We start from the raw sequence: 23,841 nt of genomic DNA on the forward strand, positions 1-23,841 counted from the left end.
CTTGGTCTTCCGGATTATTTACCTGAAGCCGCCTCGCGTTTGAGGTGCTCCGACAGGCTATGGTACAATAACTTAAGTGTTGCGAGAGGAGGTAGGGGATGAATCGGTTCATCCGAAATTCTGGTTTTTATTTGATTTTATTTCTAGTCGTGGTGGGCATTGTCCAATTCGTCAGCAATGGAAATGAAGCCGCCGATTTCCCCAGATATGACCAGTTACGGCAGGAGCTTAAGAGTAACAATGTGAAGGATTTGACGGTTCAGTTCGAAGGCAACGCCTTTAATGTAACCGGCTCTTATAAAGAGAAGCCGGAATGGGCTAAATCGCAAAGCTTTTCCACATATATTCCTCCTACGGACGCGGCTATCGAAGAACTGACTGCGGCCAGTCAGAATAACAACATACCGTTCATCCAGAAGAAAATGGAGGGCGACAGCATCTGGCTGACCTTCCTGTCTTCGATCATTCCGCTTGTTATTATGTTCATCCTGTTCTTCTTCCTGTTCAATCAGGCGCAGGGTGGCGGCGGCAAGGTGATGAATTTCGGCAAGAGTAAAGCCCGTCTTTACAATGAAGAGAAGAAGCGGGTCACCTTTGAAGACGTAGCCGGGGCCGACGAAGAGAAGCAGGAGCTTGTCGAAGTCGTGGAATTCCTGAAAGACCCGCGGAAATTCGCTGCCGTGGGCGCGCGTATCCCTAAAGGGGTCTTGCTCGTAGGTCCTCCGGGTACAGGTAAAACACTGCTTGCCCGTGCGGTGGCAGGCGAAGCCGGAGTTCCGTTCTTCAGCATCTCCGGTTCCGACTTCGTGGAAATGTTCGTCGGCGTCGGCGCTTCGCGGGTACGCGACCTGTTCGAGAACGCGAAAAAGAATGCGCCTTGCATCATCTTTATCGACGAAATCGACGCCGTTGGCCGTCAGCGCGGCGCTGGACTTGGCGGCGGGCATGATGAACGCGAGCAGACGCTTAACCAATTGCTCGTTGAGATGGACGGTTTCGGCGGCAACGAAGGCATTATCATCGTCGCGGCTACCAACCGCGCCGATATTCTTGACCCCGCCCTGCTCCGTCCAGGACGCTTTGACCGTCAGATCACGGTTGACCGCCCTGACGTGAAGGGACGCGAGGCCGTACTGAAGGTTCACTCCCGCAATAAGCCGCTGACCAAGGACGTGAAGCTTGACGTCATCGCCAAGCGCACAACCGGTTTTACCGGCGCGGATCTGGAGAACCTGCTGAATGAAGCGGCGCTGCTCGCCGCCCGCCGCAACCGCAAGGACATCTCCATGCGGGAAGTGGATGAGGCAATTGACCGCGTCATCGTCGGCACCGAGAAGCGCAGCCGCGTGATCAGCGACCGCGAGAAGCGGATCGTCGCTTATCATGAAGCCGGGCATACGATCGCCGGATACTTCCTGGAGCATGCCGATATGGTTCACAAGGTGACGATCATCCCGCGCGGACGCGCAGGCGGATATGTCATTATGCTTCCGAAGGAAGACCGCATGCTTGTTACGAAGCAGGAGCTGCTCGACAAGGTAACCGGGCTGCTCGGAGGCCGGGTAGCCGAGGAAATGTTTATCGGCGAGATCGGCACGGGCGCATACAGCGACTTCCAGCAGGCTACGCGCATTGTCCGAAGCATGATTATGGAATACGGCATGAGCGAGAAGCTCGGTCCGATGCAGTTCGGCACTTCCCAAGGCCAGGTATTCCTGGGCCGCGATATCGGGCACGAGCAGAATTACAGTGATTCGATCGCTTACGAGATTGACCAGGAAATGCAGCGTTTCATCTCGGAATGCTATGAGCGATGCAGAGAGCTGCTGAAGAAGCACTCGAAGGAAATGCATCTCATCGCAGGCACACTGCTGGAGAAAGAGACGCTTGAGCTTGAACAGATCAAGGAACTGATCGAGCAGGGCTATCTGACCGAAGACGGCAAGCCGGTTGACGGCCAAAGTCTTGCGAATGAAGGTGCGGAGCCGGTTATTGATTCGATCGGCGATGTAAAAGTCCGCATTCAGGGTAAGACTGATGAGCCTCAGGCTACGCTGGGAGATTCGCCCAAAGATATTCCAAACAATCCACAGCAAGATGGAGAGAGTGGAAATGACGAGAATAAGGGCGGCGGAGCAAGCATGAGCTAGTCCGATATTCTGCCGCAGAGCAGGGATCAATAAAATCCGGAGAACGAATTTGTTCTCCGGATTTTTTTAAATATAAGATAGTATAAGCTGCGCGCTTATCCTTTGGTCTTATATTTCTACGAGAAACGGTACCGTCCCTAAAAGGACGGCGTAGCCGTTTCTTCTTGATAGTGAAGAAGCAAGCTGCCGGAAATAGCCGCTTCTGTAAGAGCGTATCCATTAGATTGACACGGCAAGGAACGTTGTGTACATTAGTGATAAATATTACGAACTATATATCGTTTACATGATGCTGAATATCTTCTTACAATCTGCCTCATTTCAGATTTGATACGCCGGTGACTATACCGTTAAACATAAGGGGGAACGTGTACCGTGGAAGCTCTGGCGCTGGAGCGCAAGCAAGAACAAAACCGTCAACTGCGTGAACGTCTCGAACAGCTTAAGAAGGAACGGAATGCCATCATTTTGGCTCACTATTATCAGCGCGATGAAATTCAGGAAGTTGCCGATTTTCGCGGCGACTCTTTTTTGCTGGCTCAAAAGGCCGCTGCAACGGAAGCGGAAGTTATCGTATTCTGCGGCGTTCATTTTATGGGTGAAAGTGCTAAAATCTTGGCTCCGGACAAGACGGTTCTTATCCCCGACGAGCGTGCCGGCTGCCCTATGGCCGACATGGTCAATGTAGAAGGCCTTCGCAAGCTGAAAGCGAAGCATCCTAATGCCAAGGTGGTTACCTATATCAATTCCTCTGCCGAGATTAAAGCGGAGACGGATATATGCTGTACCTCTGCCAATGCCGTTCGGGTCATTGAGTCGCTGGACGCGGAAGAGATCATTTGGGTTCCGGATAAGAATCTGGGGCATTATGTTCAGGAGAAAACCGGCAAAAAGCTGATTATTTGGGAAGGCTACTGCAACACGCATGATATGCTTACCGTCAAGGATGTCGTGGAAATGAAGGCCAAATACCCGAAAGCCCAGTTCGTGGTTCATCCTGAATGCCGTCCGGAGGTCGTGGCTATGGGTGACTTTGTCGGCAGCACTACCGCCATTATCGATTACTGCAAGAAATCGGACTGCCGGGAATTTATTGTGGGAACCGAAGACGGGACAGGCTACCAGCTGCGTAAGGACAGTCCGGATAAAGACTTCCATTTTGCTTCTAAGTTCCTGGTTTGTCCTAATATGAAAGTTAACAATCTCAAAAAATTGGTAAAATGTCTGGAGACGATGAAGCCGCAGATTTATGTGCCGCCAACTATCGCAGACAAAGCCAGACAATCCCTAGAGCGCATGCTACAAGTCAAGTAGCATGCGCTACTCTTTCATTGAAACAGGTGAAAAGTGGTCATGATTCCACAGTATTTGGTTGATTTCGACCTGCGGGAGCTTCCCACCGTCGAGACGGATTGCATTGTCATCGGTTCCGGCATCGCCGGACTGTTCACAGCGATCAAAGCCAGCGAGGATCGGCGGGTCATAATGATTACGAAGAAATCGCTGATGGAGAGCAACACGCGTTATGCCCAGGGAGGCATCGCCGCTGTAATCTCGGAAGACGATTCCCCGCTGTATCATCGGCAGGATACTCTGATGGCCGGGGCCGGACTGTGTTCCTCGGCTGCTGTAGATGCACTCGTCAATGAAGGTCCGTATGGCGTGCGTGAACTGATCCGGCTAGGAACCCTTTTTGACAAGGAGAACGGCGTTTTGGCGCTGACGCAGGAAGGAGCGCACAGCCACCGGCGGATTCTGCACGCCAACGGAGATGCAACCGGCTATGAAATTGTACGAGCGCTGGTTCAGCAGGTATTGGAACACCACAATATTGAGGTGTGGGATGATCACTATGTGATCGACCTGGTTACGGAAGACGGTGAGTGCGTCGGAGCGCTTGTACAAAAACCGAACGGAGAGCGCCTCTTTCTGAAGGGGGCCGCGACAATTCTCTGTTCAGGCGGAGCGGGTCAGCTGTACCGCTATACGACCAATCCCGAGGTCGCGACAGGCGACGGGGTAGCGATTGCTTACCGGGCGGGAGCGCATATCCGCGATATGGAATTTATTCAGTTCCACCCGACGGCGCTCAGTTATCCCGGCGCCCCCCGGTTTCTGATTTCGGAGGCGGTGCGGGGCGAAGGAGCTGTCCTGCGCAATATCCGGGGCGAACGTTTTATGGAGCGGTATCATGAGCTGCTGGAGCTTGCGCCGCGCGATATCGTCGCCCGGGCGATTGTCAGCGAGATGGAAGAGACGAAATCGACTTTTGTCTACTTGGACATTACTCATGAATCCGCGGAAATGGTGAAGCGCCGGTTCCCGACGATATATGAGACCTGCATCGGCTATGGTCTGGACATTACAAGCGACTGGATTCCTGTGGCTCCGGCTGCCCACTATTTGATGGGGGGCATCAAGACCGACCTGAACGGGGAGAGCAGTATTCCAAGGCTTTTTGCCTGCGGCGAGGTATCGTCCACAGGCGTGCATGGCGCGAACCGGCTGGCAAGCAACTCGCTCTCGGAAGCGGTCGTCTTCGGACAGCGTATTGTTGAGCGGATCCGCAGCCTGCCGAAACTCGATGAGAGAGATCTATCCGCGGGCTGTGATTTGGGCCGCCATGAACATCCGACGCAGGCAATCGTCGAACGCCGCCTGAAGCTGCAGAAGATCATGGTCCGCTATGTCGGACTGCGGCGGAATGAGGAGATGCTGTCCAAAGGGCTCGAAGAGCTGAAGCGGCAGCTGCCGATTTTTGGGGCGGCGCTGACCAAGCGCGAAGAATATGAATTTGCCAATATGCTGACCTGCAGCCTGCTTGTCACGGAATCGGCGTTGACACGCGAGGAGAGCAGGGGAGCCCATTACCGCGAAGATTTTCCGCAGCGGGATGATGAGTATTGGCGTAAGCATTTGCTCCAGATTCGCGAACTGGGCATAGTGGAGGAGACAAGCGATGATGTTTAACGGATATAACGAACAGCTGGTGCAATCCATCAAGAACTGGCTAAAGGAAGATGTCGGCTCCGGTGATGTGACCACACTGACGACGATTGCGCCCGGACATCAGTCCAAAGGGATTATTCATGCAAAAGAAGAAGGCGTGGTCTGCGGCATTCCCGTCGCGGAGCTGGTATTCGAGGTCGTCGATCCCGGTCTGTCCTTTACCTCATTCGTAAAGGAAGGCGAACGTGTGGCGAAGGGAACCGTGATTGCAGAAGTGGAGGGCAGCACCCACTCGATTTTGACCGGAGAGCGGCTTGCTCTGAATTTAATGCAGCGGCTTTCGGGAGTGGCGACGCGGACAGCTTCGTTCGTGCAGGCGCTGGATGGGCTGCCGGCGAAGCTGGTGGATACGCGCAAGACTACGCCCGGACACCGGATGCTGGAGAAATACGCGGTGCGCGTCGGCGGAGGCGCCAATCACCGTTTCGGCTTATACGATGCCGTTATGATCAAGGATAATCATATAAAAGGTGCGGGGGGTATTCAGAAGGCTGTCAGCAGAGCCCGGGCCAACATTCCGCATACCATGACGATTGAAGTGGAAACGGAAAGCCTGGAACAGGTGGAAGAGGCGCTGGCCGCAGGCGCGGATATTATTATGCTGGATAACATGTCTCTTGAATTAATGACAGAGGCTGTGCGCAAAATTAAGACGAAGGCGCCGCATATTAAGACGGAGGCTTCGGGAAATGTATCGCTGGAAACGGTGCGCGGCATCGCAGAAACGGGCGTCGATGTTATCTCCGTTGGACGGCTCACTTATTCCTTTTCCAGTTTGGATATCAGTCTGGATCTGAATGAGAAGAAGGAGGGCGGCTTGTCATGATGCTGGCCGTGGATATCGGCAATACGAATATTGTGCTTGGGGTATACCGGCAGCGGGAACTCCTGCACCATTTCCGGCTGAGCACGGCGAGGCAATCGACTACGGATGAGTACGGGATTTTGATTCACAATTTGTTTAATATGTCGGGTCTGTCCGTTAAAAATGTAGAAGGAGTCATCATTTCTTCCGTCGTACCTCCGCTCGTGCATGTATTCGTGGAAATGTGTGTCAAATATATCGGCAAAGAGCCGCTGGTAGTGGGGCCCGGAATCAAGACCGGGCTCAATCTGCGTTACGAGAACCCTCGGGAGGTCGGCGCGGACCGTATTGTGAATGCCGTGGCCGCCATAGAGCGTTATCAATGTCCGCTTGTCGTCGTCGACTTTGGAACCGCCACAACATTCGACTGCATTGACGGAAGCGCCAATTATCTTGGAGGCGCCATTGTGCCGGGTATCGGCATTTCCACCGAGGCGTTATATCAGCGGGCGTCCAAGCTCCCGAGAATCGAACTGGAGAAGCCCAAGAAAGTAATCGGCCGAAATACCGTGCATGCGATGCAGGCCGGGATTATTTTCGGCTATGCGGGGCAAGTAGAAGGCATTGTAAGGCGCATTAAGGCAGAGATGAACGCACCAAGACTGAAGGTCATCGCGACAGGAGGACTGGCGCCGATGATAGCTGGTGAGACGGACTGCATTGACGAGGTCAATTCGATGCTCACGCTGGAGGGGCTGCGCATTATTTACGATCGAAATCAATAACATTGGGATTCAATTTATGACAGGAGGGCTAGGCACCTATGCAAAATAAAAAAGACCGGTTGGTACGGGGAACAGCACTTGGCGGCAGGGTACGGGCTTTTGCGGTTCGCACGACAGAGCTTACAGCCGAGCTTCAGCGGAGGCATGATACTTATCCGACGGCTACGGCTGCGCTCGGACGTACGGTCACCGCAGCCGCCATGATGGGCGCTATGCTCAAAGGCAAGGAAATGATCAATATACAGATCAAAGGCGGCGGTCCGATCGGACAGATTGTCGCAGAGGCTAATGCGGAGGGTGAGGTTCGCGGCTATGTCCAGAATCCTCATGTCCATCTGCCGAGCAATAGTCTTGGCAAGCTGGACGTGGCAGGGGCGGTCGGAACCGATGGCTTTATGCATGTCATCAAGGATCTCGGTCTGAAGGAGCCTTACCGCGGCAGTGTGCCGATTGTTTCCGGCGAGCTCGGCGACGATTTTACGTATTACTTTGCCGTTTCCGAGCAGACGAACTCTGCGGTAGGACTAGGTGTACTGGTTGATACGGATAACAGCGTCAAGGTGGCTGGCGGATTTATTATTCAACTGCTGCCGGGCCTGAGCGACGAGGAGATTACGGAAATCGAACAAAACTTAAGCTCGACACCTTCGGTTACAGCGCTGCTCGATCAGGGTATGGAACCGGAGGAGATGCTGAGCCGCATTTTGCCCGATACGGAAGTGCTGGACGAAATGGAAATCAGCTTTAAGTGTCATTGCTCCCGCGAGAAAGTGGAGCAGACTCTGGTAAGCCTCGGGATGCATGAACTGGAGCAGATCATCGAGGAAGACGGTCAGGCCGAAGTGGTATGCCATTTCTGCAATGAAGCCTATTCTTTTAACAAGGCGGAACTGCAGGAAATTCTCAATCAAGCGAAATAGGATCGTGTGGGAATGACAAGACAGGAACGCGCTCTGCGCAAATCCGTTATTATTCTGGCTGGGTTCGTCCTGCTTCTTTCCGCCCTTCTCATATGGGAATGGCGCAAGGGAAAAGGGACGGAAGGGAACGACGAAGACGGAAAAATAATAGCGAAGGTTGCCGGCCAATCCATCTCGCTGCGGCAGTGGAGAGATGAGCTTCAAAAGAGACATGGCGATGAAGTACTGCTTGCCATGCTTAACCGGATCGCGCTTGAGAAGGAAGCCAAGAAACTCGGGATCTCCGTCTCGGAGCAGGAAATCGACCGGGAATTGCAAGCAGCGGCTTCCGGATACGGCTCGGAGGAGCTGTATTACTCGCAGATGGAAACGGAGCTTGGCTTGTCCAAGGAGGAAGTCAGGGAAGAAACTGGCTACAGACTCCTGCTGCAAGCAGTGGCAACGACTGGAATTGTAATCGGAGACAAGGAAATCGATGAGTATTTGCAGCAGGATCCGGACCTTCTTCGCCCGGTCAAGGAGATCGAGCTGTCAATCATCAAGGTAAATTCCGAAAGGGAAGCGGAACGGGTACTGGACCGATTGGAAGATGGTGAGGATTTTACCGATTTGGCAGAGGAGCTTTCAATTGATGAAGACAGCAGGCTTCGCGGAGGCCGGATCGGTACAGTGGAGGAAGACAATCCTTTTTGGCCGCAGGAACTGCTTAAGACAGCGGCGGAGCTGGACCCCGGCGCTGTTGCTGGTCCGTTTCTGGTAGAAGGCGGTTATGCCGTTATCCGGACAGACAAAGTAAACGTTCCGAAGATGCCGAGTGAACGGGAAATAAGAGAGCAGGTCCGCATGGAACTTGCCCTGGAACAGGCTCCGCCGCTGCAAAAGGTCGAGAATGATCTCCGCGCCAAATATGGTGCCGCAATAGATATTGACAAGGGACTTCAAGATTGATAAGATGAGATTAACGTAAAACCTACTGATTTAGTCGGAATAGCACGGCAGCTTGTATCCCCACTGTGCAGCGCGCGGCTTGGCGTGCGGCGTTTCCTGGAACTTTCGGGGGCAGATCCGGTATGACCATGTTAAATTGAAGGCGGCCGCTGATGACCCAAGGGGCAAATGCTGAAGACTTATGTCACAAGTTACGCTATCTTCTATCTCGTTCATTATTCTAAGGAGGTTTTTGCTCATGTCTAAAGTGGTCAACAATGTAACCGAACTAATTGGAGGTACCCCGCTTGTACGTCTGAACCGGATCGTGCCGGAAGGCGCTGCGGAAATCTATGTGAAGCTCGAATACCAGAACCCGGGCTCCAGCGTTAAGGACCGGATTGCGGTCAGCATTGTGGAAGAAGCCGAGAAGGAAGGCCGTCTGAAACCGGGAGATACGATCCTGGAGGCAACCAGCGGCAATACGGGTATCGGTCTGGCTATGGTAGCTGCGGCTAAAGGATACAAAGCCATTATCGTTATGCCTGAGACGATGAGCTTGGAGCGCCGCAACCTGCTTCGCGCTTATGGTGCGGAATTGGTTCTGACTCCGGGATCAGAAGGCATGAACGGCGCAGTTAAGAAAGCCGAAGCCATTCTGGCTGAGAATCCGAGCTACTTTGTTGCCGAGCAGTTCAAGAATCCGGCCAACGTGAAGATTCACCGCGAAACGACGGGACCGGAAATCGTGGAAGCGATCGATTCGATCGGCGGGTCGTTGGACGCTTTCATCGCGGGTATTGGCACAGGCGGAACGATTACCGGCGCCGGCGAAGTGCTGAAAGATAAATATCCGGACATCAAGATTTATGCGGTAGAGCCTGCGGCTTCGCCAATTCTTGCGGGCGGCAAACCGGGACCTCATAAAATTCAAGGTATCGGAGCCAACTTTATCCCTGATATTCTGAATCAAAATGTTTACGATGAAATTATTCATGTTGAAAATGACGAAGCGTTTGATACAGCGCGCCGTGTAGCGAAAGAAGAGGGAATCCTGTCCGGTATTTCTTCGGGAGCGGCGATTTTTGCAGCGATCAAAGTGGCTAAAGAACTGGGCGCTGGCAAACGCGTGGTTGCAATCGTTCCGAGTAACGGCGAACGTTACCTCAGCACACCGCTGTACAACTACGAAGCTTAAACCCTATTCTTTTAGAATAATACTATAATTGTACGAAAAAGAGCCTTGGACTTCCGCCTTTGAGCGGTTGTTAAAGGCTTTTTGCGTTGTGCATAAGCTTTTACGAGGATGGAGGAAGCCGTTTCTTATTGCATTTCGGTAGAGCCTGGCTGAGTAATCCTCTTATTCCAGGCAAAAATAAGCGCTACTTTTCGGATAGACTTTTCAAAATTGCTGAAAATAAAGTATACTGACAGGCAAATAGCTATTGAGGCGTTTAGGAGGATGAACTTGGAGATCGTTACGGGTTGGAAGGAATGGGAGCAGTGGGCCGGCGAAGGCTGGAATATCCTGCCTCTGATCATACGATCGCAGCGTTGCCCGGTCGGACTTCCCCGCTCTTGGAAAAAGGCGTGGGGAATGGCATCGCCTTATTCCGTAGTGCTGGAAAGTGGAAAGGCAGGGCGCTACACGTACGTCGGACTTCGCCCTTCTTCCGTGCTGACAGGCAAGGATATCCATGCCAAGGTACAGCGGATTTCCGCCGGAAGTGGGGCAGAAGCGGACAGTGCGGCCGGAGATGGGGCCGAGGCGCTGGAAGGCGCGCCGCTTGAGGTGCTGCGCGAATGGATGGCGCCTTTTAAAGCACCCCGGCTGGATGATTCCGGGCTTCCGCCGTTCACGGGGGGCTGTGTCGGCTTCCTGTCGTACGATGTGGTCCGCTCGCTTGAACGGCTGCCTTCTACCTCGGAGGATCATCCGGGATTCCCTGATTATCTCTGGATGCGGCTGGATGAGATGTGGATCTACGACCACGAGAAAGAGCAGCTGTATTGCGCGATGCATACTTCGATCTCAGCCAACGTCTCCCCTGCAGAAATTAAAGCGCTCTATGAAGAGACGTTGGGGAAAGCAGAGGAGATGCTGAAGCAGTGGCGGCATATGTGCGAAGCGGCGGAAGCTGCTGAGGAAGCTGAATCGGACACTTCCAGTGTTCCGGATATCCCCGCGGCAGCCGAATCCGGTGAATGGCCGGGGATGTTCTCGGCATTTACAAGAGAGAAGTTCCAGCAGGCCGTGCTGGATATCCAGGAATACATCCGCCAAGGCGATGTATTCCAGGTAAATTTGTCGCTGCGCCAGGAAGCAGCGCTTACCTCCTCGCCGGAGGCGGTGTACGAGTGGCTGCGCAGGCTCAACCCGTCCCCGTACATGGGGCTGCTGCGCTCGCCCGGCTTCGCGCTGTCCAGCGCTTCGCCGGAACTGTTGGTCAAGCTGCATGGGGACAAGGTGAGCGCGCGGCCGATCGCCGGCACCCGGCGCCGGGGCCTGACTCCCGCGGAGGACGCCGCCATGGAGGCGGAGCTGCGCGAGAGCGCCAAAGAGACGGCCGAGCACATTATGCTCGTCGATCTGGAGCGCAACGACATCGGCCGCGTCTCCGCTTATGGTACGGTCAACGTACCGGAGCTCATGACGGTGGAACGCTACTCGCATGTCATGCACCTGGTTTCCCAGGTCAACGGGCGGATTGCGGAGGGCAAGGATGCCTACGATGTGATCGCGTCCCTGTTTCCAGGGGGGACAATTACCGGTGCGCCGAAGGTAAGGACGATGGAGATCATTGAGGAATTGGAACCTGTCCGGCGCGGTCCGTATACCGGTTCGATGGGCTGGATTGACTATGGCGGCAATATGGAATTAAATATTATTATACGAACGTTAGTTGTAAAGGACGGAACGGGCTATATTCAGACGGGCGCGGGAATCGTGATCGACTCCGATCCTTACCGTGAATACCGGGAATGCCACAATAAAGCCAAGGCCATCGTAAAAGCGGTTCTTTGCAGTGAATCCATGAGGGAATCGCAGCCTGGCGGCGGCGCGGAGGGAGCAAAACAAACATGATTTTGGTTATCGACAACTATGACTCTTTTACGTATAATCTCGTACAGTATTTGGGGGAACTTGGTGAAGAGGTCAAGGTTTATCGCAACGACGAAATCAGCATCGAACAGATTGAACAGCTGGCGCCGGATCATATCCTGATCTCTCCGGGACCGTGTACGCCGAATGAGGCGGGCATCAGTCTCGAACTGATCAACCATTTTAAAGGAGTGATCCCGATCTTCGGTGTGTGCCTCGGCCATCAGGCGATCGGACAGGCATTCGGCGGCAATGTTATTCGCGCAGAGCGGCTGATGCATGGCAAAACCTCGCCGATCCATCATAAAGGCGGTTCTGTCTTTGAAGGACTGGAATCACCGTTTACGGCGACCCGGTACCATTCCCTGCTAGTGGAGCGCGAGAGCTTGCCTGACTGCCTGGAAATCACCGCTGAAACGGCGGAAGGTGAAATTATGGGACTCCGCCACAAGGAATATCCGATTGAGGGCGTCCAGTTCCATCCGGAGTCGATTATTACCGATCACGGCCATACGATGCTCCGCAATTTCCTGAAGCGAAAAGCCGGAAAGACAGTATGAATTATATAGGAGTTAATGGCGGCGTCGTAGACGCCGGAGATGCCGTGGTTTCCGTCAGGGATCACGGCTTTTTGTATGGCATCGGACTGTTCGAGACGTTCCGGACGTACGGAGGCAGGCCGTTTTTGCTGGAACGCCACTTAAAGCGCATGGTGGAGGGATGCATTCAGCTCGGCATTCCTTATAAGCCCGACCCTGTCGGCCTAACGGAATGGATCGCGGAGCTGATGAAGCGCAACGGGCTGCAAGAAGCCTACATTCGTTACACTGTAACCGCCGGCGAGGATGTTCTCGGCCTTCCGGCGGGAGACTATACTCGTCCGAATCAGGTGCTGTTCGCCAAAGCGCTGCCGCCGCGCCCTATCGAATTGGATACAGAGGGGAAAGAACTTCAACTGCTCAAGCTGCGCCGGAATACGCCGGAAGGCCTGGTACGGTTCAAGTCGCTACATTATATGAACAATATTTTGGCCAAAAGAGAGCTGTCACTGCACCCGTCCGCTGCCCGTGGCGCTGAAGGGCTGATGTTAACCGAGCGCGGCGAAGTGGCGGAAGGCATTGTCAGCAATGTGTTCTTTGTACAAGCAGGGCGTTTGTTCACACCGGATGAGTCGACCGGCCTACTGCCGGGAATTACCCGGGAAATGGTGATGCAGCTTGCGCGAAGCGAAGGTCTTAAAGGCCAAACCGGATTATACCCTTGGGAGACGCTGAGGGGGGCGGAAGAAATTTTTTTGACCAATTCGATTCAGGAGATTGTGCCTGTGACGATTCTATGGGAAGAGAATGAACGGACGGTAGTCGGAAGCGGGTCGGCGGGTCCCGTCACTTCCATGCTTCTAAAGAAATACAGACAGAGAGCGGGAGTAGAGCAATGAAGCCTATATTGTATACGCGAAAATATACCAGCGGTCCTATGGAGCTTACCTTAGGCACGCGGACATTGATTATGGGCATCCTAAATGTGACGCCCGATTCGTTCTCTGATGGCGGATTATGGGACAAGCCCGAAGCTGCCGTTCAGCATGCCTTGCAGATGGCGGAGGAGGGCGCCGACATTATCGATATTGGAGGCGAATCGACGCGTCCCGGTCACGAACCGGTGAGCGCTGATGAGGAGCTATCACGTATTCTTCCCGTTATTGAGGCAATTCACTGCGCTGCACCGCAAATTCCGCTATCGATCGACACATATAAGGCGGAGGTGGCGAAGCAGGCGATTGCCGCCGGAGCGCATATCATCAACGATATCTGGGGCTGCAAGGCCGATCCTCTCATGGCAAAGGTTGCCGCTGAAGCCGAATGTCCGATTATTTTGATGCATAACAGAAAAGACAGGGATTACACCGATTTGCAAGCTGATATGATCGCAGATCTGCGTGAGAGCATCGATTTAGCCTTACAGGCTGGAGTTCGGACAGAGCATATCATTCTCGATCCCGGCATCGGATTTGCCAAGGATTATCATGAGAATTTGCGGGCAATGATGTCGCTGGACGCATTAACGGAGCTCGGCTATCCGGTGCTGCTCGCCACATCGCGCAAACGTTTTATCCGCACAGCGCTTGACCTGCCGGTAGACGATGTTGTCGAAGGTACGGCGGCAACCGTAGCTTTTGGCATCGCCCAGGGATGTCAGATTGTGCGCGTACATGATGTGCGGCTGATAAAGCGGACGGTTACGATGTGCGACGCCATGCTCTACTCCGGTGTTAAATAATGAAAGGTGGCATCGACCATGGACAAAATGAAGCTTCACCGCATGGAATACTACGGCTATCACGGCGTTTTTGAAGAGGAGCGCAGGCTGGGCCAGCGTTATTACATTGATCTGGAGTTCGAACTTGACTTAAGCCGAGCGGGTCGAAGCGACGATCTGCAGCAGACGGTAAACTACGCCGAAGCGCATGCTCTGGTTAAAAATATTGTCGAACAGGAGTCCTATAAGCTGATTGAAGCTTTGGGTGAACGTATTGCATCTGCGATACTTCACACTTATACTATTATCAACGCGGTAACTGTGAAGGTGACCAAACCGCATCCGCCGTTCGACGTTCATTTCCAGGGAGTGACCGTAGAACTGCATAGAGCGAGAAAGTGAGAACCGATCTATGAGTAATCATTCCACCTCTGAGCAGTCAGAGGCTTATATTGCTTTAGGGGCGAATTTGGGGGATCGCGAGAAAAGTCTTAATGATGCCCTTACCCTGCTTAATGCTCATGCCGATATTGAAGTCTTGCGCTGTTCCGGCGTATACGAGACCGAGCCTGTCGGTTATGCAGACCAACCGAATTTTTTAAATATGGCAGCGGCTGTGCGCACCTCGCTGATGCCTGAAGCGCTGCTGAATGTGATGCTGGAGATTGAGGACCGGCTGGGGCGGGTGAGGACTATACGTAACGGCCCCCGGACGGTAGATTTGGATTTGCTGTGGATGGATGGAAAGGTACTGGACACTCCGCATTTGATTCTGCCGCATCCCCGTATGCAGGAACGCGCATTCGTGCTTTTTCCGCTCCGCGATATTGTGCCGCAAGATGAACCGTCCGGCCTACTGGAGTTGATGACGAAAGCGCTGGGCAAGTTAGACGGAAGGGAAGGAATCAAGTTGTGGACAACAAGCGTATGGGAAGACGGATCCGGGCATTCCGCAAGCTAAAAGGCTATACACAGGAGGAACTGGCGGACCGCGCGGGCATTTCACTCGCTGTGCTTGGGGCGGTAGAGCGGGGCAACCGATGCTTGGAAGATCAAATTTTAGATAAAATTGCGATAGTTTTGGAGGTCGGGGTCAAGGAATTGACCGACTCATCCTCAATATAAAAGGAAGTGAACAGCATGCTTAAAATAGGCAACATCGAAATGAAAAATCAGGTTGTGCTTGCTCCTATGGCCGGCGTATGCAACCCGGCTTTCCGGCTTATCGCCAAGGAGTTCGGGACGGGCCTCGTCTGCGCCGAAATGGTAAGCGACAAGGCGATTGTGCACGGCAACAAGCGAACGCGCGAAATGCTGTTTGTCGATGATCGGGAGAAACCGCTCAGCCTGCAAATTTTTGGCGGGGACCGCGAGTCGCTGGTGGAAGCGGCAAAGGTAGTCGATAAAGAAACGAACGCCGATATCATTGATATCAACATGGGCTGTCCGGTGCCGAAGGTTACAAAATGCGACGCTGGAGCGCGCTGGCTGCTTGAGCCTGACAAAATATACGAAATGGTCTCCGCAGTGGTCGACGCCGTCGATAAGCCGGTTACCGTCAAAATGCGGATCGGCTGGGATAGCGAGCATATTTTCGTCGTGGATAACGCGCGCGCGGTGGAACGGGCCGGAGGCCAAGCCATCAGTGTGCACGGCCGCACCCGCGAGCAGCTATACACCGGTCATGCCGATTGGAGTTACATCCGCCAGGCTAAGGAAGCGGTCTCGATTCCGGTTATCGGCAACGGCGATGTACAGACGCCGCAGGATGCCCGGGCTATGCTCGATCAGACCGGATGCGACGGCGTGATGATTGGGCGGGGTGCGCTCGGCAATCCGTGGATGCTGTACCGTACCGTCCAGTACCTCAGCACCGGAGAACTGCTGCCCGATCCGTCACCGAAGGAGAAAATCGCGGTCGCCATTTTGCATATGGACCGTCTGGTTGATTTGAAAGGCGAAGCGGTTGCTGTCCGCGAAATGCGCAAGCATCTGGCCTGGTATCTGAAAGGTCTGAAAGGCGCCGCCCGCGTAAAAGATGTTATTATGGAAGAAACGAAACGTGACGAAATGGTACGGATTTTAAATGATTTTGTCGACCGGGTCTCAGAAGAAGAAACGGGTGATCCGGAGGGCGCTGAAGCGTCCGTTTCCGCGGTATAACGCCTGCTGTCGCGCTTGATTTGAATCCACCTGACAATACGAAGGCTGTCATTGACATTTTGTAATGGTTCCCATATAATTTCACAGTATAAATTCGCCGTTCCAAATTTTGAAGCAATGCAGCGAGGGGTTCTTATCCCTTTGGATTCGCATATAGTTATGGTGTTTTCAATAAATGTATACGACAGGAGAATCGGTTAAGATGAGCGACAAAGAAGTCATTCTCACTCCGGATGGTTTGAAACGTCTGGAAGAGGAACTAGAGAACCTCAAATCCGTCAAGCGCCGCGAAGTGGCCGAGCGGATCAAAGTGGCTATCGGGTATGGAGATATAAGCGAGAACTCGGAGTACGAAGATGCCAAGAATGAACAGGCTTTTATCGAAGGCCGCATCATTACCCTGGAGAAAATGCTCCGCAATGCCCGCATCATTAACAGCGATGAAATTGACACCGAGAGCGTCAGTGTCGGAGTAACCGTTACCGTCGAAGATATGGAGTTCGGGGATATCATGGAGTATACGATCGTCGGGTCGGCCGAATCGGATCCGCTCAATAACAAGATTTCCAACGAAAGCCCTGTGGGCAAAGCAATTATCGGAAAGAAAAAAGGTACTGTCGTCGACGTCACCGTGCCCGCAGGCGTTATTCAATATAAAATCATTGATATTAAAATGAAATAAGATTGGACCTAAGTAGTCAAGGTCGCATCACACTGCGAAGCCAGCGAGGATTGATCATACCGGATCATGCAGGCGGGGAACCGTTTGAAAAAAGCTTCCTTAGGGAAGCTTTTTTCAGGATATAAGAAAGTATAACTGTGCGCCTAGCTTTGGCCCTGGATTTCTGGGGGAAACGAACGCCGCAACCGATTATACTGGGTATGACCCGCAATGTAATTATCGTTATATGTTCAAAGGAACGGTACTGTCAGAGCGATATGGAGACAGCCGTTTCTTCTTACGTCTAAAGAGGTTCAAATCTGTTTTGAAGGGATGACACGCAATGAGTGAAGAAATCAGTAATCAGGCGGGTACGGAGAGCGAGCTAAGCGAACTGCTGCAGATTCGTCGTTCTAAATTGGACGAGCTGCGAGGACTGGGGATCGATCCGTTCGGCAAAAAGTACCAGCGTACACATAATGCCGGAAATATTGTAGCCAAATATGACGGAATGACCCATGAAGAGCTGGATGAGAAGGCCGTTCAAGTAAGCGTCGCAGGTCGGATTATGGCCAAACGGACAATGGGCAAAGCGAGCTTTGCCCACATTCAGGATCTTAGCGGAAAAATTCAAATTTACGTCCGTCAAGATAGCGTGCCGGAGGTCCAATATGCGGCGTTCGGCGTGCTTGATCTCGGGGATATCATCGGCGTGACCGGTACCGTCTTCAAGACGAAGACCGGAGAGACTACCATTAAGGTAAGCGAGATTGAAGTGCTGTCCAAATCGCTGCTCCCGCTTCCTGATAAATACAATGGCCTCAAGGATGTTGAGCTGCGCTACCGCCAGCGTTATGTCGATTTGATCATCAATCCTGAGGTTCAGCAGACTTTTATCACCCGTTCGCGGATTATTCAGTCGATGCGCCGTTACCTGGATTCGCTTGGCTATCTGGAAGTCGAGACGCCGACTCTTCACGCCATTGCAGGCGGTGCCGCGGCCCGTCCGTTCATTACTTTCCACAACACGCTGGAGATGGAACTCTACATGCGGATCGCTATCGAACTGCATTTGAAGCGGCTCATCGTCGGCGGTCTGGAAAAAGTATACGAAATCGGCCGCGTCTATCGCAACGAGGGGATTTCCACCCGCCACAACCCTGAGTTCACCATGATTGAACTTTATGAGGCTTATGCCGATTACACGGATATCATGCGTCTGACCGAGAGCTTGATTGCCCATATTGCTCAGGAAGTGCTCGGTACGCAAAAAATCAACTATCAAGGCCACGAAGTCGACTTAACTCCGGAGTGGCGCCGCGTATCGATGGTCGATGCGGTCAAGGAAGTAACCGGTGTCGATTTCGGTGTGCATATGACTGACGAAGAAGCCCATCGTCTTGCTAAGGAACACCGTGTGCCGGTTGAGAAGCATATGACTTTCGGTCATATTCTTAATGCTTTCTTTGAACAGTTTGTCGAAGAGACACTGATTCAGCCTACATTTGTAACGGGTCATCCTGTCGAAATTTCGCCGCTCGCCAAGAAGAACGATCATGATCCTCGGTTTACCGACCGGTTCGAGCTGTTCATCGTGGCCCGCGAGCATGCCAATGCGTTCAGCGAGTTGAACGACCCGATTGACCAGCGCCAGCGGTTTGAAGCTCAGCTTCAAGAGAAGGAGCAGGGTAATGATGAAGCGCATGAAATGGATGAGGACTTCATCCGTGCGCTTGAATATGGCATGCCTCCGACCGGCGGCCTTGGAATCGGCGTCGACCGTCTGGTTATGCTGCTGACCGACTCGGCATCCATCCGCGATGTACTGCTGTTCCCGCATATGCGCAACCGCGCGGGGGAATAAGGCAGCACGTTTCCTCGTATTTTAGAAGCCTTATAACCCGGGAGGGCGGTGAAAGCTTGCTTTCCCGGGTTTTGTTTTTAGATATTTTAAAAATACTATTGCAATGTATATATAGATATGGTATATTCTAATTCCGGCCAAGAAATACGAGTTCTTCTTCAAAAAGAAATTAAAAAAAGAGCTTGCATAAAACGGTCGGATATGATATATTATAAAAGTTGCTGATGAGACATTAAGTTGAACGGCAAACAAGTTTGATCTTTGAAAACTGAACAACGAGTGAGTGGGGATTCGCTTCTAGCGAGTTCCAAAAGAGATGGATTTCACAGCGTGGTTCACGCTTTGGAAAGGCCATCATGAGAATGCAAATTCTCGTCAGATGTTTCAACATGAGCTAATCGCTCTATCGATAGACTTTTCGGATGGTTATTTTCTTGGAGTGATTCGAGGAAGTAACCGCACGAAAAAACCTTATTGGAGAGTTTGATCCTGGCTCAGGACGAACGCTGGCGGCGTGCCTAATACATGCAAGTCGAGCGGAGTATTTTTGAGAGCTTGCTCTCAAAAATACTTAGCGGCGGACGGGTGAGTAACACGTAGGCAACCTGCCCCTTGAACTGGGATAACTACCGGAAACGGTAGCTAATACCGGATAATTCCTCTTGGCACCTGCTGGGAGGCTGAAAGGCGGAGCAATCTGCTGTCAAGGGATGGGCCTGCGGCGCATTAGCTAGTTGGTGGGGTAACGGCTCACCAAGGCGACGATGCGTAGCCGACCTGAGAGGGTGAACGGCCACACTGGGACTGAGACACGGCCCAGACTCCTACGGGAGGCAGCAGTAGGGAATCTTCCGCAATGGGCGAAAGCCTGACGGAGCAACGCCGCGTGAGTGATGAAGGTTTTCGGATCGTAAAGCTCTGTTGCCAGGGAAGAACGTCTTGTAGAGTAACTGCTACAAGAGTGACGGTACCTGAGAAGAAAGCCCCGGCTAACTACGTGCCAGCAGCCGCGGTAATACGTAGGGGGCAAGCGTTGTCCGGAATTATTGGGCGTAAAGCGCGCGCAGGCGGCTGTTTAAGTCTGGTGTTTAAACCATGGGCTCAACCTGTGGTCGCACTGGAAACTGGGCAGCTTGAGTGCAGAAGAGGAAAGTGGAATTCCACGTGTAGCGGTGAAATGCGTAGAGATGTGGAGGAACACCAGTGGCGAAGGCGACTTTCTGGGCTGTAACTGACGCTGAGGCGCGAAAGCGTGGGGAGCAAACAGGATTAGATACCCTGGTAGTCCACGCCGTAAACGATGAGTGCTAGGTGTTAGGGGTTTCGATACCCTTGGTGCCGAAGTTAACACAGTAAGCACTCCGCCTGGGGAGTACGGTCGCAAGACTGAAACTCAAAGGAATTGACGGGGACCCGCACAAGCAGTGGAGTATGTGGTTTAATTCGAAGCAACGCGAAGAACCTTACCAGGTCTTGACATCCCTCTGAATACGTTAGAGATAGCGTAGGCCTTCGGGACAGAGGAGACAGGTGGTGCATGGTTGTCGTCAGCTCGTGTCGTGAGATGTTGGGTTAAGTCCCGCAACGAGCGCAACCCTTGACTTTAGTTGCCAGCAGGTAAGGCTGGGCACTCTAGAGTGACTGCCGGTGACAAACCGGAGGAAGGTGGGGATGACGTCAAATCATCATGCCCCTTATGACCTGGGCTACACACGTACTACAATGGCCGGTACAACGGGAAGCGAAGCCGCGAGGCGGAGCCAATCTTATAAAGCCGGTCTCAGTTCGGATTGCAGGCTGCAACTCGCCTGCATGAAGTCGGAATTGCTAGTAATCGCGGATCAGCATGCCGCGGTGAATACGTTCCCGGGTCTTGTACACACCGCCCGTCACACCACGAGAGTTTACAACACCCGAAGTCGGTGGGGTAACCCGCAAGGGAGCCAGCCGCCGAAGGTGGGGTAGATGATTGGGGTGAAGTCGTAACAAGGTAGCCGTATCGGAAGGTGCGGCTGGATCACCTCCTTTCTATGGAGAATCGTTTCCCGAGCGGAAACATTCAAATCGGAAGCTTAGCTTCCAAAACTCAGGTTTAGGCCTGTTGCTCACTCGTTGCTCAGTTTTGAGAGCTCAAACTCTCAAAAGCAAGAACTTGATCCTTGAAAACTGGATACCGAAACGAAAATTGCGTTTTAGAACATCTTTTAGCTGAGCTTGTGTCAAGCGATTGAACAAGTGAAGTGAAAGTGCTTAGTTGGTTAAGCTAGTAAGAGCACACGGAGGATGCCTAGGCGCCAGGAGCCGAAGAAGGACGTGGCGAACAACGAAAAGGCCTCGGGGAGCTGTAAGCAAGCGTGGATCCGGGGGTGTCCGAATGGGGAAACCCGGCTGTGGTAATGCACAGTCACTCCTACCTGAATTCATAGGGTAGGTAGAGGCAGACCAGGGGAACTGAAACATCTAAGTACCCTGAGGAAGAGAAAACAAGAGTGATTCCGTCAGTAGCGGCGAGCGAACGCGGAACAGCCTAAACCGAAGAGCTTGCTCTTCGGGGTTGTGGGACGTCTCCCATGGAGTTACAAAGGAACGGTTTAAGCGAAGAGGTCTGGAAAGGCCCGCTAGAAGAGGTAAAAGCCCTGTAGCTGAAAAATCGTTCCCTCCGAGACGGATCCCGAGTAGTGCGGGGCACGTGAAACCCCGTATGAATCCGGCAGGACCATCTGCCAAGGCTAAATACTCCCTGGCGACCGATAGTGAAACAGTACCGTGAGGGAAAGGTGAAAAGCACCCCGGAAGGGGAGTGAAACAGTACCTGAAACCGTGTGCTTACAAGAAGTCAGAGCCCATTTTAGGGGTGATGGCGTGCCTTTTGTAGAATGAACCGGCGAGTTACGTTTAACGTGCAAGGTTAAGGCGAGGAGCCGGAGCCGCAGCGAAAGCGAGTCTGAATAGGGCGACGAAGTACGTGGGCGTAGACCCGAAACCGTGTGATCTACCCCTGTCCAGGGTGAAGGTGCGGTAACACGCACTGGAGGCCCGAACCCACGCACGTTGAAAAGTGCGGGGATGAGGTGGGGGTAGCGGAGAAATTCCAATCGAACTCGGAGATAGCTGGTTCTCCCCGAAATAGCTTTAGGGCTAGCCTCGGATTTGAAGTCGTGGAGGTAGAGCACTGATTGGGTGCGGGGCCCGCAAGGGTTACCAAGCTCAGTCAAACTCCGAATGCCATGGACTTGCGTCCGGGAGTCAGACAGTGAGTGCTAAGATCCATTGTCAAAAGGGAAACAGCCCAGACCATCAGCTAAGGTCCCCAAGTGTGTGTTAAGTGGGAAAGGATGTGGAGTTGCACAGACAACCAGGATGTTGGCTTAGAAGCAGCCACCATTGAAAGAGTGCGTAATAGCTCACTGGTCGAGTGACTCTGCGCCGAAAATGTAACGGGGCTAAACACACCACCGAAGCTATGGCTTGATGCTTTGCATCAGGGGTAGGGGAGCGTTGTATGCGGGTTGAAGGTTGACTGTAAGGACAGCTGGACTGCATACAAGTGAGAATGCCGGTATGAGTAACGAAAAGATCAGTGAGAATCTGATCCGCCGAAAGCCCAAGGTTTCCTGAGGAAGGCTCGTCCGCTCAGGGTAAGTCGGGACCTAAGGCGAGGCCGACAGGCGTAGTCGAAGGACAACAGGTTGATATTCCTGTACCACCATAATCCGTTATGAGCAATGGGGGGACGCAGGAGGGTAGTGACGCGGACTGATGGATGTCCGTCCAAGCAGCGAGGCTGGTGTATAGGCAAATCCGTACACCATAAGGCTGGGCTGTGATGGGGAGCGAAAATTGTAGTAGCGAAGGTCATGATCTCACACTGCCAAGAAAAGCCTCTAGCCAGGAGAAGGTGCCCGTACCGCAAACCGACACAGGTAGGCGAGAAGAGAATTCTAAGGCGCGCGGAAGAACTCTCGTTAAGGAACTCGGCAAAATGACCCCGTAACTTCGGGAGAAGGGGTGCCTCGGTAGGGTGAATAGCCCGAGGGGGCCGCAGTGAAAAGGCCCAAGCGACTGTTTAGCAAAAACACAGGTCTGTGCGAAGCCGCAAGGCGAAGTATACGGGCTGACGCCTGCCCGGTGCTGGAAGGTTAAGGGGAGCGGTTAGGAGCAATCCGAAGCTGTGAACCGAAGCCCCAGTAAACGGCGGCCGTAACTATAACGGTCCTAAGGTAGCGAAATTCCTTGTCAGGTAAATTCTGACCCGCACGAATGGCGTAACGACTTGGGCGCTGTCTCAACGAGAGATCCGGTGAAATTTTAATACCTGTGAAGATGCAGGTTACCCGCGACAAGACGGAAAGACCCCATGGAGCTTTACTGCAGCTTGATATTGAACTTGGGTACGATCTGTACAGGATAGGTGGGAGCCTTGGAAGCCGGAGCGCCAGCTTCGGTGGAGGCATCGTTGGGATACCACCCTGATCGTATCTAGGTTCTAACCTGGTACCCTAAGCGGGTACGGGGACCGTGTCAGGCGGGCAGTTTGACTGGGGCGGTCGCCTCCTAAAGAGTAACGGAGGCGTCCCAAGGTTCCCTCAGAATGGTTGGAAATCATTCGAAGAGTGCAAAGGCAGAAGGGAGCTTGACTGCGAGACCTACAAGTCGAGCAGGGACGAAAGTCGGGCTTAGTGATCCGGTGGTACCGCATGGAAGGGCCATCGCTCAACGGATAAAAGCTACCCTGGGGATAACAGGCTTATCTCCCCCAAGAGTCCACATCGACGGGGAGGTTTGGCACCTCGATGTCGGCTCATCGCATCCTGGGGCTGAAGTAGGTCCCAAGGGTTGGGCTGTTCGCCCATTAAAGCGGTACGCGAGCTGGGTTCAGAACGTCGTGAGACAGTTCGGTCCCTATCTGTCGTGGGCGCAGGAAATTTGAGAGGAGCTGTCCTTAGTACGAGAGGACCGGGATGGACGTACCGCTGGTGCACCAGTTGTTCCGCCAGGAGCATGGCTGGGTAGCTACGTACGGACGGGATAAGCGCTGAAAGCATCTAAGCGTGAAGCCCCCCTCAAGATGAGATTTCCCAAGTTAGTAAGACCCCTTGAAGACGACGAGGTAGATAGGTTGGAGGTGGAAGTGCAGCAATGCATGGAGCTGACCAATACTAATCGGTCGAGGGCTTATCCAAAATAACGCAATC

At 53.0% G+C, this 23,841-nt stretch carries 18 protein-coding genes and 2 rRNA genes; all 20 read left to right on the forward strand.

All coding sequences use genetic code 11. The features are described 5' to 3' along the window. Positions 1–98 precede the first annotated feature (98 nt). The gene (gene ftsH / locus KP014_RS03550) at positions 99–2,150 is read left to right on the forward strand and encodes an ATP-dependent zinc metalloprotease FtsH (protein WP_036599047.1); all 2,052 of its coding nucleotides are present in this window, start codon (positions 99–101) and stop codon (positions 2,148–2,150) included. Positions 2,151–2,525: 375 nt separating this feature from the next. Further along, entirely contained in the window at positions 2,526–3,464 is a 939-nt protein-coding gene (gene nadA / locus KP014_RS03555) for a quinolinate synthase NadA (protein WP_036599050.1), read from the forward strand. A 39-nt stretch (positions 3,465–3,503) separates the two neighbouring features. Beyond that, positions 3,504–5,120, forward strand: a complete 1,617-nt coding sequence (nadB, locus tag KP014_RS03560; RefSeq protein ID WP_090834692.1) for an L-aspartate oxidase — start codon at positions 3,504–3,506, stop codon at positions 5,118–5,120. Further along, the gene (nadC, locus tag KP014_RS03565) at positions 5,110–5,985 is read left to right on the forward strand and encodes a carboxylating nicotinate-nucleotide diphosphorylase (RefSeq protein ID WP_036598576.1); all 876 of its coding nucleotides are present in this window, start codon (positions 5,110–5,112) and stop codon (positions 5,983–5,985) included. Before nadB ends, nadC begins: the two co-directional genes overlap by 11 nt. Next, positions 5,982–6,749 carry a type III pantothenate kinase gene (locus KP014_RS03570; protein ID WP_036598573.1) on the forward strand — a complete coding sequence of 256 codons (768 nt, stop codon included), beginning with the start codon at positions 5,982–5,984 and terminating at the stop codon, positions 6,747–6,749. Before nadC ends, KP014_RS03570 begins: the two co-directional genes overlap by 4 nt. A 38-nt stretch (positions 6,750–6,787) precedes the next feature. Next, entirely contained in the window at positions 6,788–7,669 is an 882-nt protein-coding gene (hslO, locus tag KP014_RS03575; RefSeq protein WP_036598570.1) for an Hsp33 family molecular chaperone HslO, read from the forward strand. A 12-nt stretch (positions 7,670–7,681) separates the two neighbouring features. Further along, complete coding sequence (locus tag KP014_RS03580; protein WP_036598567.1) at positions 7,682–8,617, forward strand: peptidylprolyl isomerase; 936 nt, start codon at positions 7,682–7,684, stop codon at positions 8,615–8,617. Positions 8,618–8,855: 238 nt separating this feature from the next. Further along, positions 8,856–9,794 (forward strand): cysteine synthase A, encoded by a 939-nt coding sequence (gene cysK / locus KP014_RS03585; protein WP_036598564.1) that lies wholly within the window; start codon positions 8,856–8,858, stop codon positions 9,792–9,794. Positions 9,795–10,058: 264 nt separating this feature from the next. Beyond that, positions 10,059–11,681: an anthranilate synthase component I family protein gene (locus tag KP014_RS03590; protein ID WP_036598561.1), complete on the forward strand. Its 1,623-nt coding sequence runs from the start codon at positions 10,059–10,061 to the stop codon at positions 11,679–11,681. Continuing rightward, positions 11,678–12,259 (forward strand): aminodeoxychorismate/anthranilate synthase component II, encoded by a 582-nt coding sequence (pabA, locus tag KP014_RS03595; RefSeq protein ID WP_036598559.1) that lies wholly within the window; start codon positions 11,678–11,680, stop codon positions 12,257–12,259. Before KP014_RS03590 ends, pabA begins: the two co-directional genes overlap by 4 nt. Next, positions 12,256–13,137, forward strand: coding sequence for an aminotransferase class IV (locus KP014_RS03600; RefSeq protein ID WP_036598558.1), 882 nt, complete (start codon positions 12,256–12,258; stop codon positions 13,135–13,137). Before pabA ends, KP014_RS03600 begins: the two co-directional genes overlap by 4 nt. Further along, positions 13,134–13,979 carry a dihydropteroate synthase gene (gene folP / locus KP014_RS03605; RefSeq protein WP_090834694.1) on the forward strand — a complete coding sequence of 282 codons (846 nt, stop codon included), beginning with the start codon at positions 13,134–13,136 and terminating at the stop codon, positions 13,977–13,979. The genes KP014_RS03600 and folP overlap by 4 nt, the downstream gene beginning before the upstream one ends. An 18-nt stretch (positions 13,980–13,997) precedes the next feature. Next, positions 13,998–14,360, forward strand: coding sequence for a dihydroneopterin aldolase (folB, locus tag KP014_RS03610; protein ID WP_036592579.1), 363 nt, complete (start codon positions 13,998–14,000; stop codon positions 14,358–14,360). A gap of 10 nt (positions 14,361–14,370) precedes the next feature. Then, positions 14,371–14,919: a 2-amino-4-hydroxy-6-hydroxymethyldihydropteridine diphosphokinase gene (folK, locus tag KP014_RS03615; RefSeq protein WP_036592577.1), complete on the forward strand. Its 549-nt coding sequence runs from the start codon at positions 14,371–14,373 to the stop codon at positions 14,917–14,919. Then, positions 14,886–15,083: a helix-turn-helix domain-containing protein gene (locus tag KP014_RS03620; protein ID WP_425517250.1), complete on the forward strand. Its 198-nt coding sequence runs from the start codon at positions 14,886–14,888 to the stop codon at positions 15,081–15,083. Before folK ends, KP014_RS03620 begins: the two co-directional genes overlap by 34 nt. Before the next feature lie 15 nt (positions 15,084–15,098). Beyond that, positions 15,099–16,121: a tRNA dihydrouridine synthase DusB gene (gene dusB, locus KP014_RS03625; RefSeq protein WP_036592573.1), complete on the forward strand. Its 1,023-nt coding sequence runs from the start codon at positions 15,099–15,101 to the stop codon at positions 16,119–16,121. Between the two features lie 202 nt (positions 16,122–16,323). Further along, a complete protein-coding gene (gene greA / locus KP014_RS03630) occupies positions 16,324–16,803 on the forward strand; it encodes a transcription elongation factor GreA (protein WP_036592570.1) in 480 nt (159 codons plus the stop codon). Positions 16,804–17,125: 322 nt separating this feature from the next. Then, on the forward strand, positions 17,126–18,646 hold the full coding sequence (gene lysS, locus KP014_RS03635) for a lysine--tRNA ligase (protein ID WP_036592568.1): 1,521 nt from the start codon (positions 17,126–17,128) through the stop codon (positions 18,644–18,646). A gap of 471 nt (positions 18,647–19,117) precedes the next feature. Then, a 16S ribosomal RNA gene (locus KP014_RS03640) occupies positions 19,118–20,674 on the forward strand. A 228-nt stretch (positions 20,675–20,902) separates the two neighbouring features. Next, positions 20,903–23,829: ribosomal RNA gene (locus KP014_RS03645) — 23S ribosomal RNA — on the forward strand. The 16S and 23S rRNA genes sit together here, the layout of an rRNA operon. Positions 23,830–23,841 lie beyond the last annotated feature (12 nt).

The sequence above is a fragment of the Paenibacillus sophorae genome, from assembly GCF_018966525.1.
Taxonomy (GTDB): Bacteria; Bacillota; Bacilli; order Paenibacillales; family Paenibacillaceae; genus Paenibacillus_AQ; species Paenibacillus_AQ sophorae.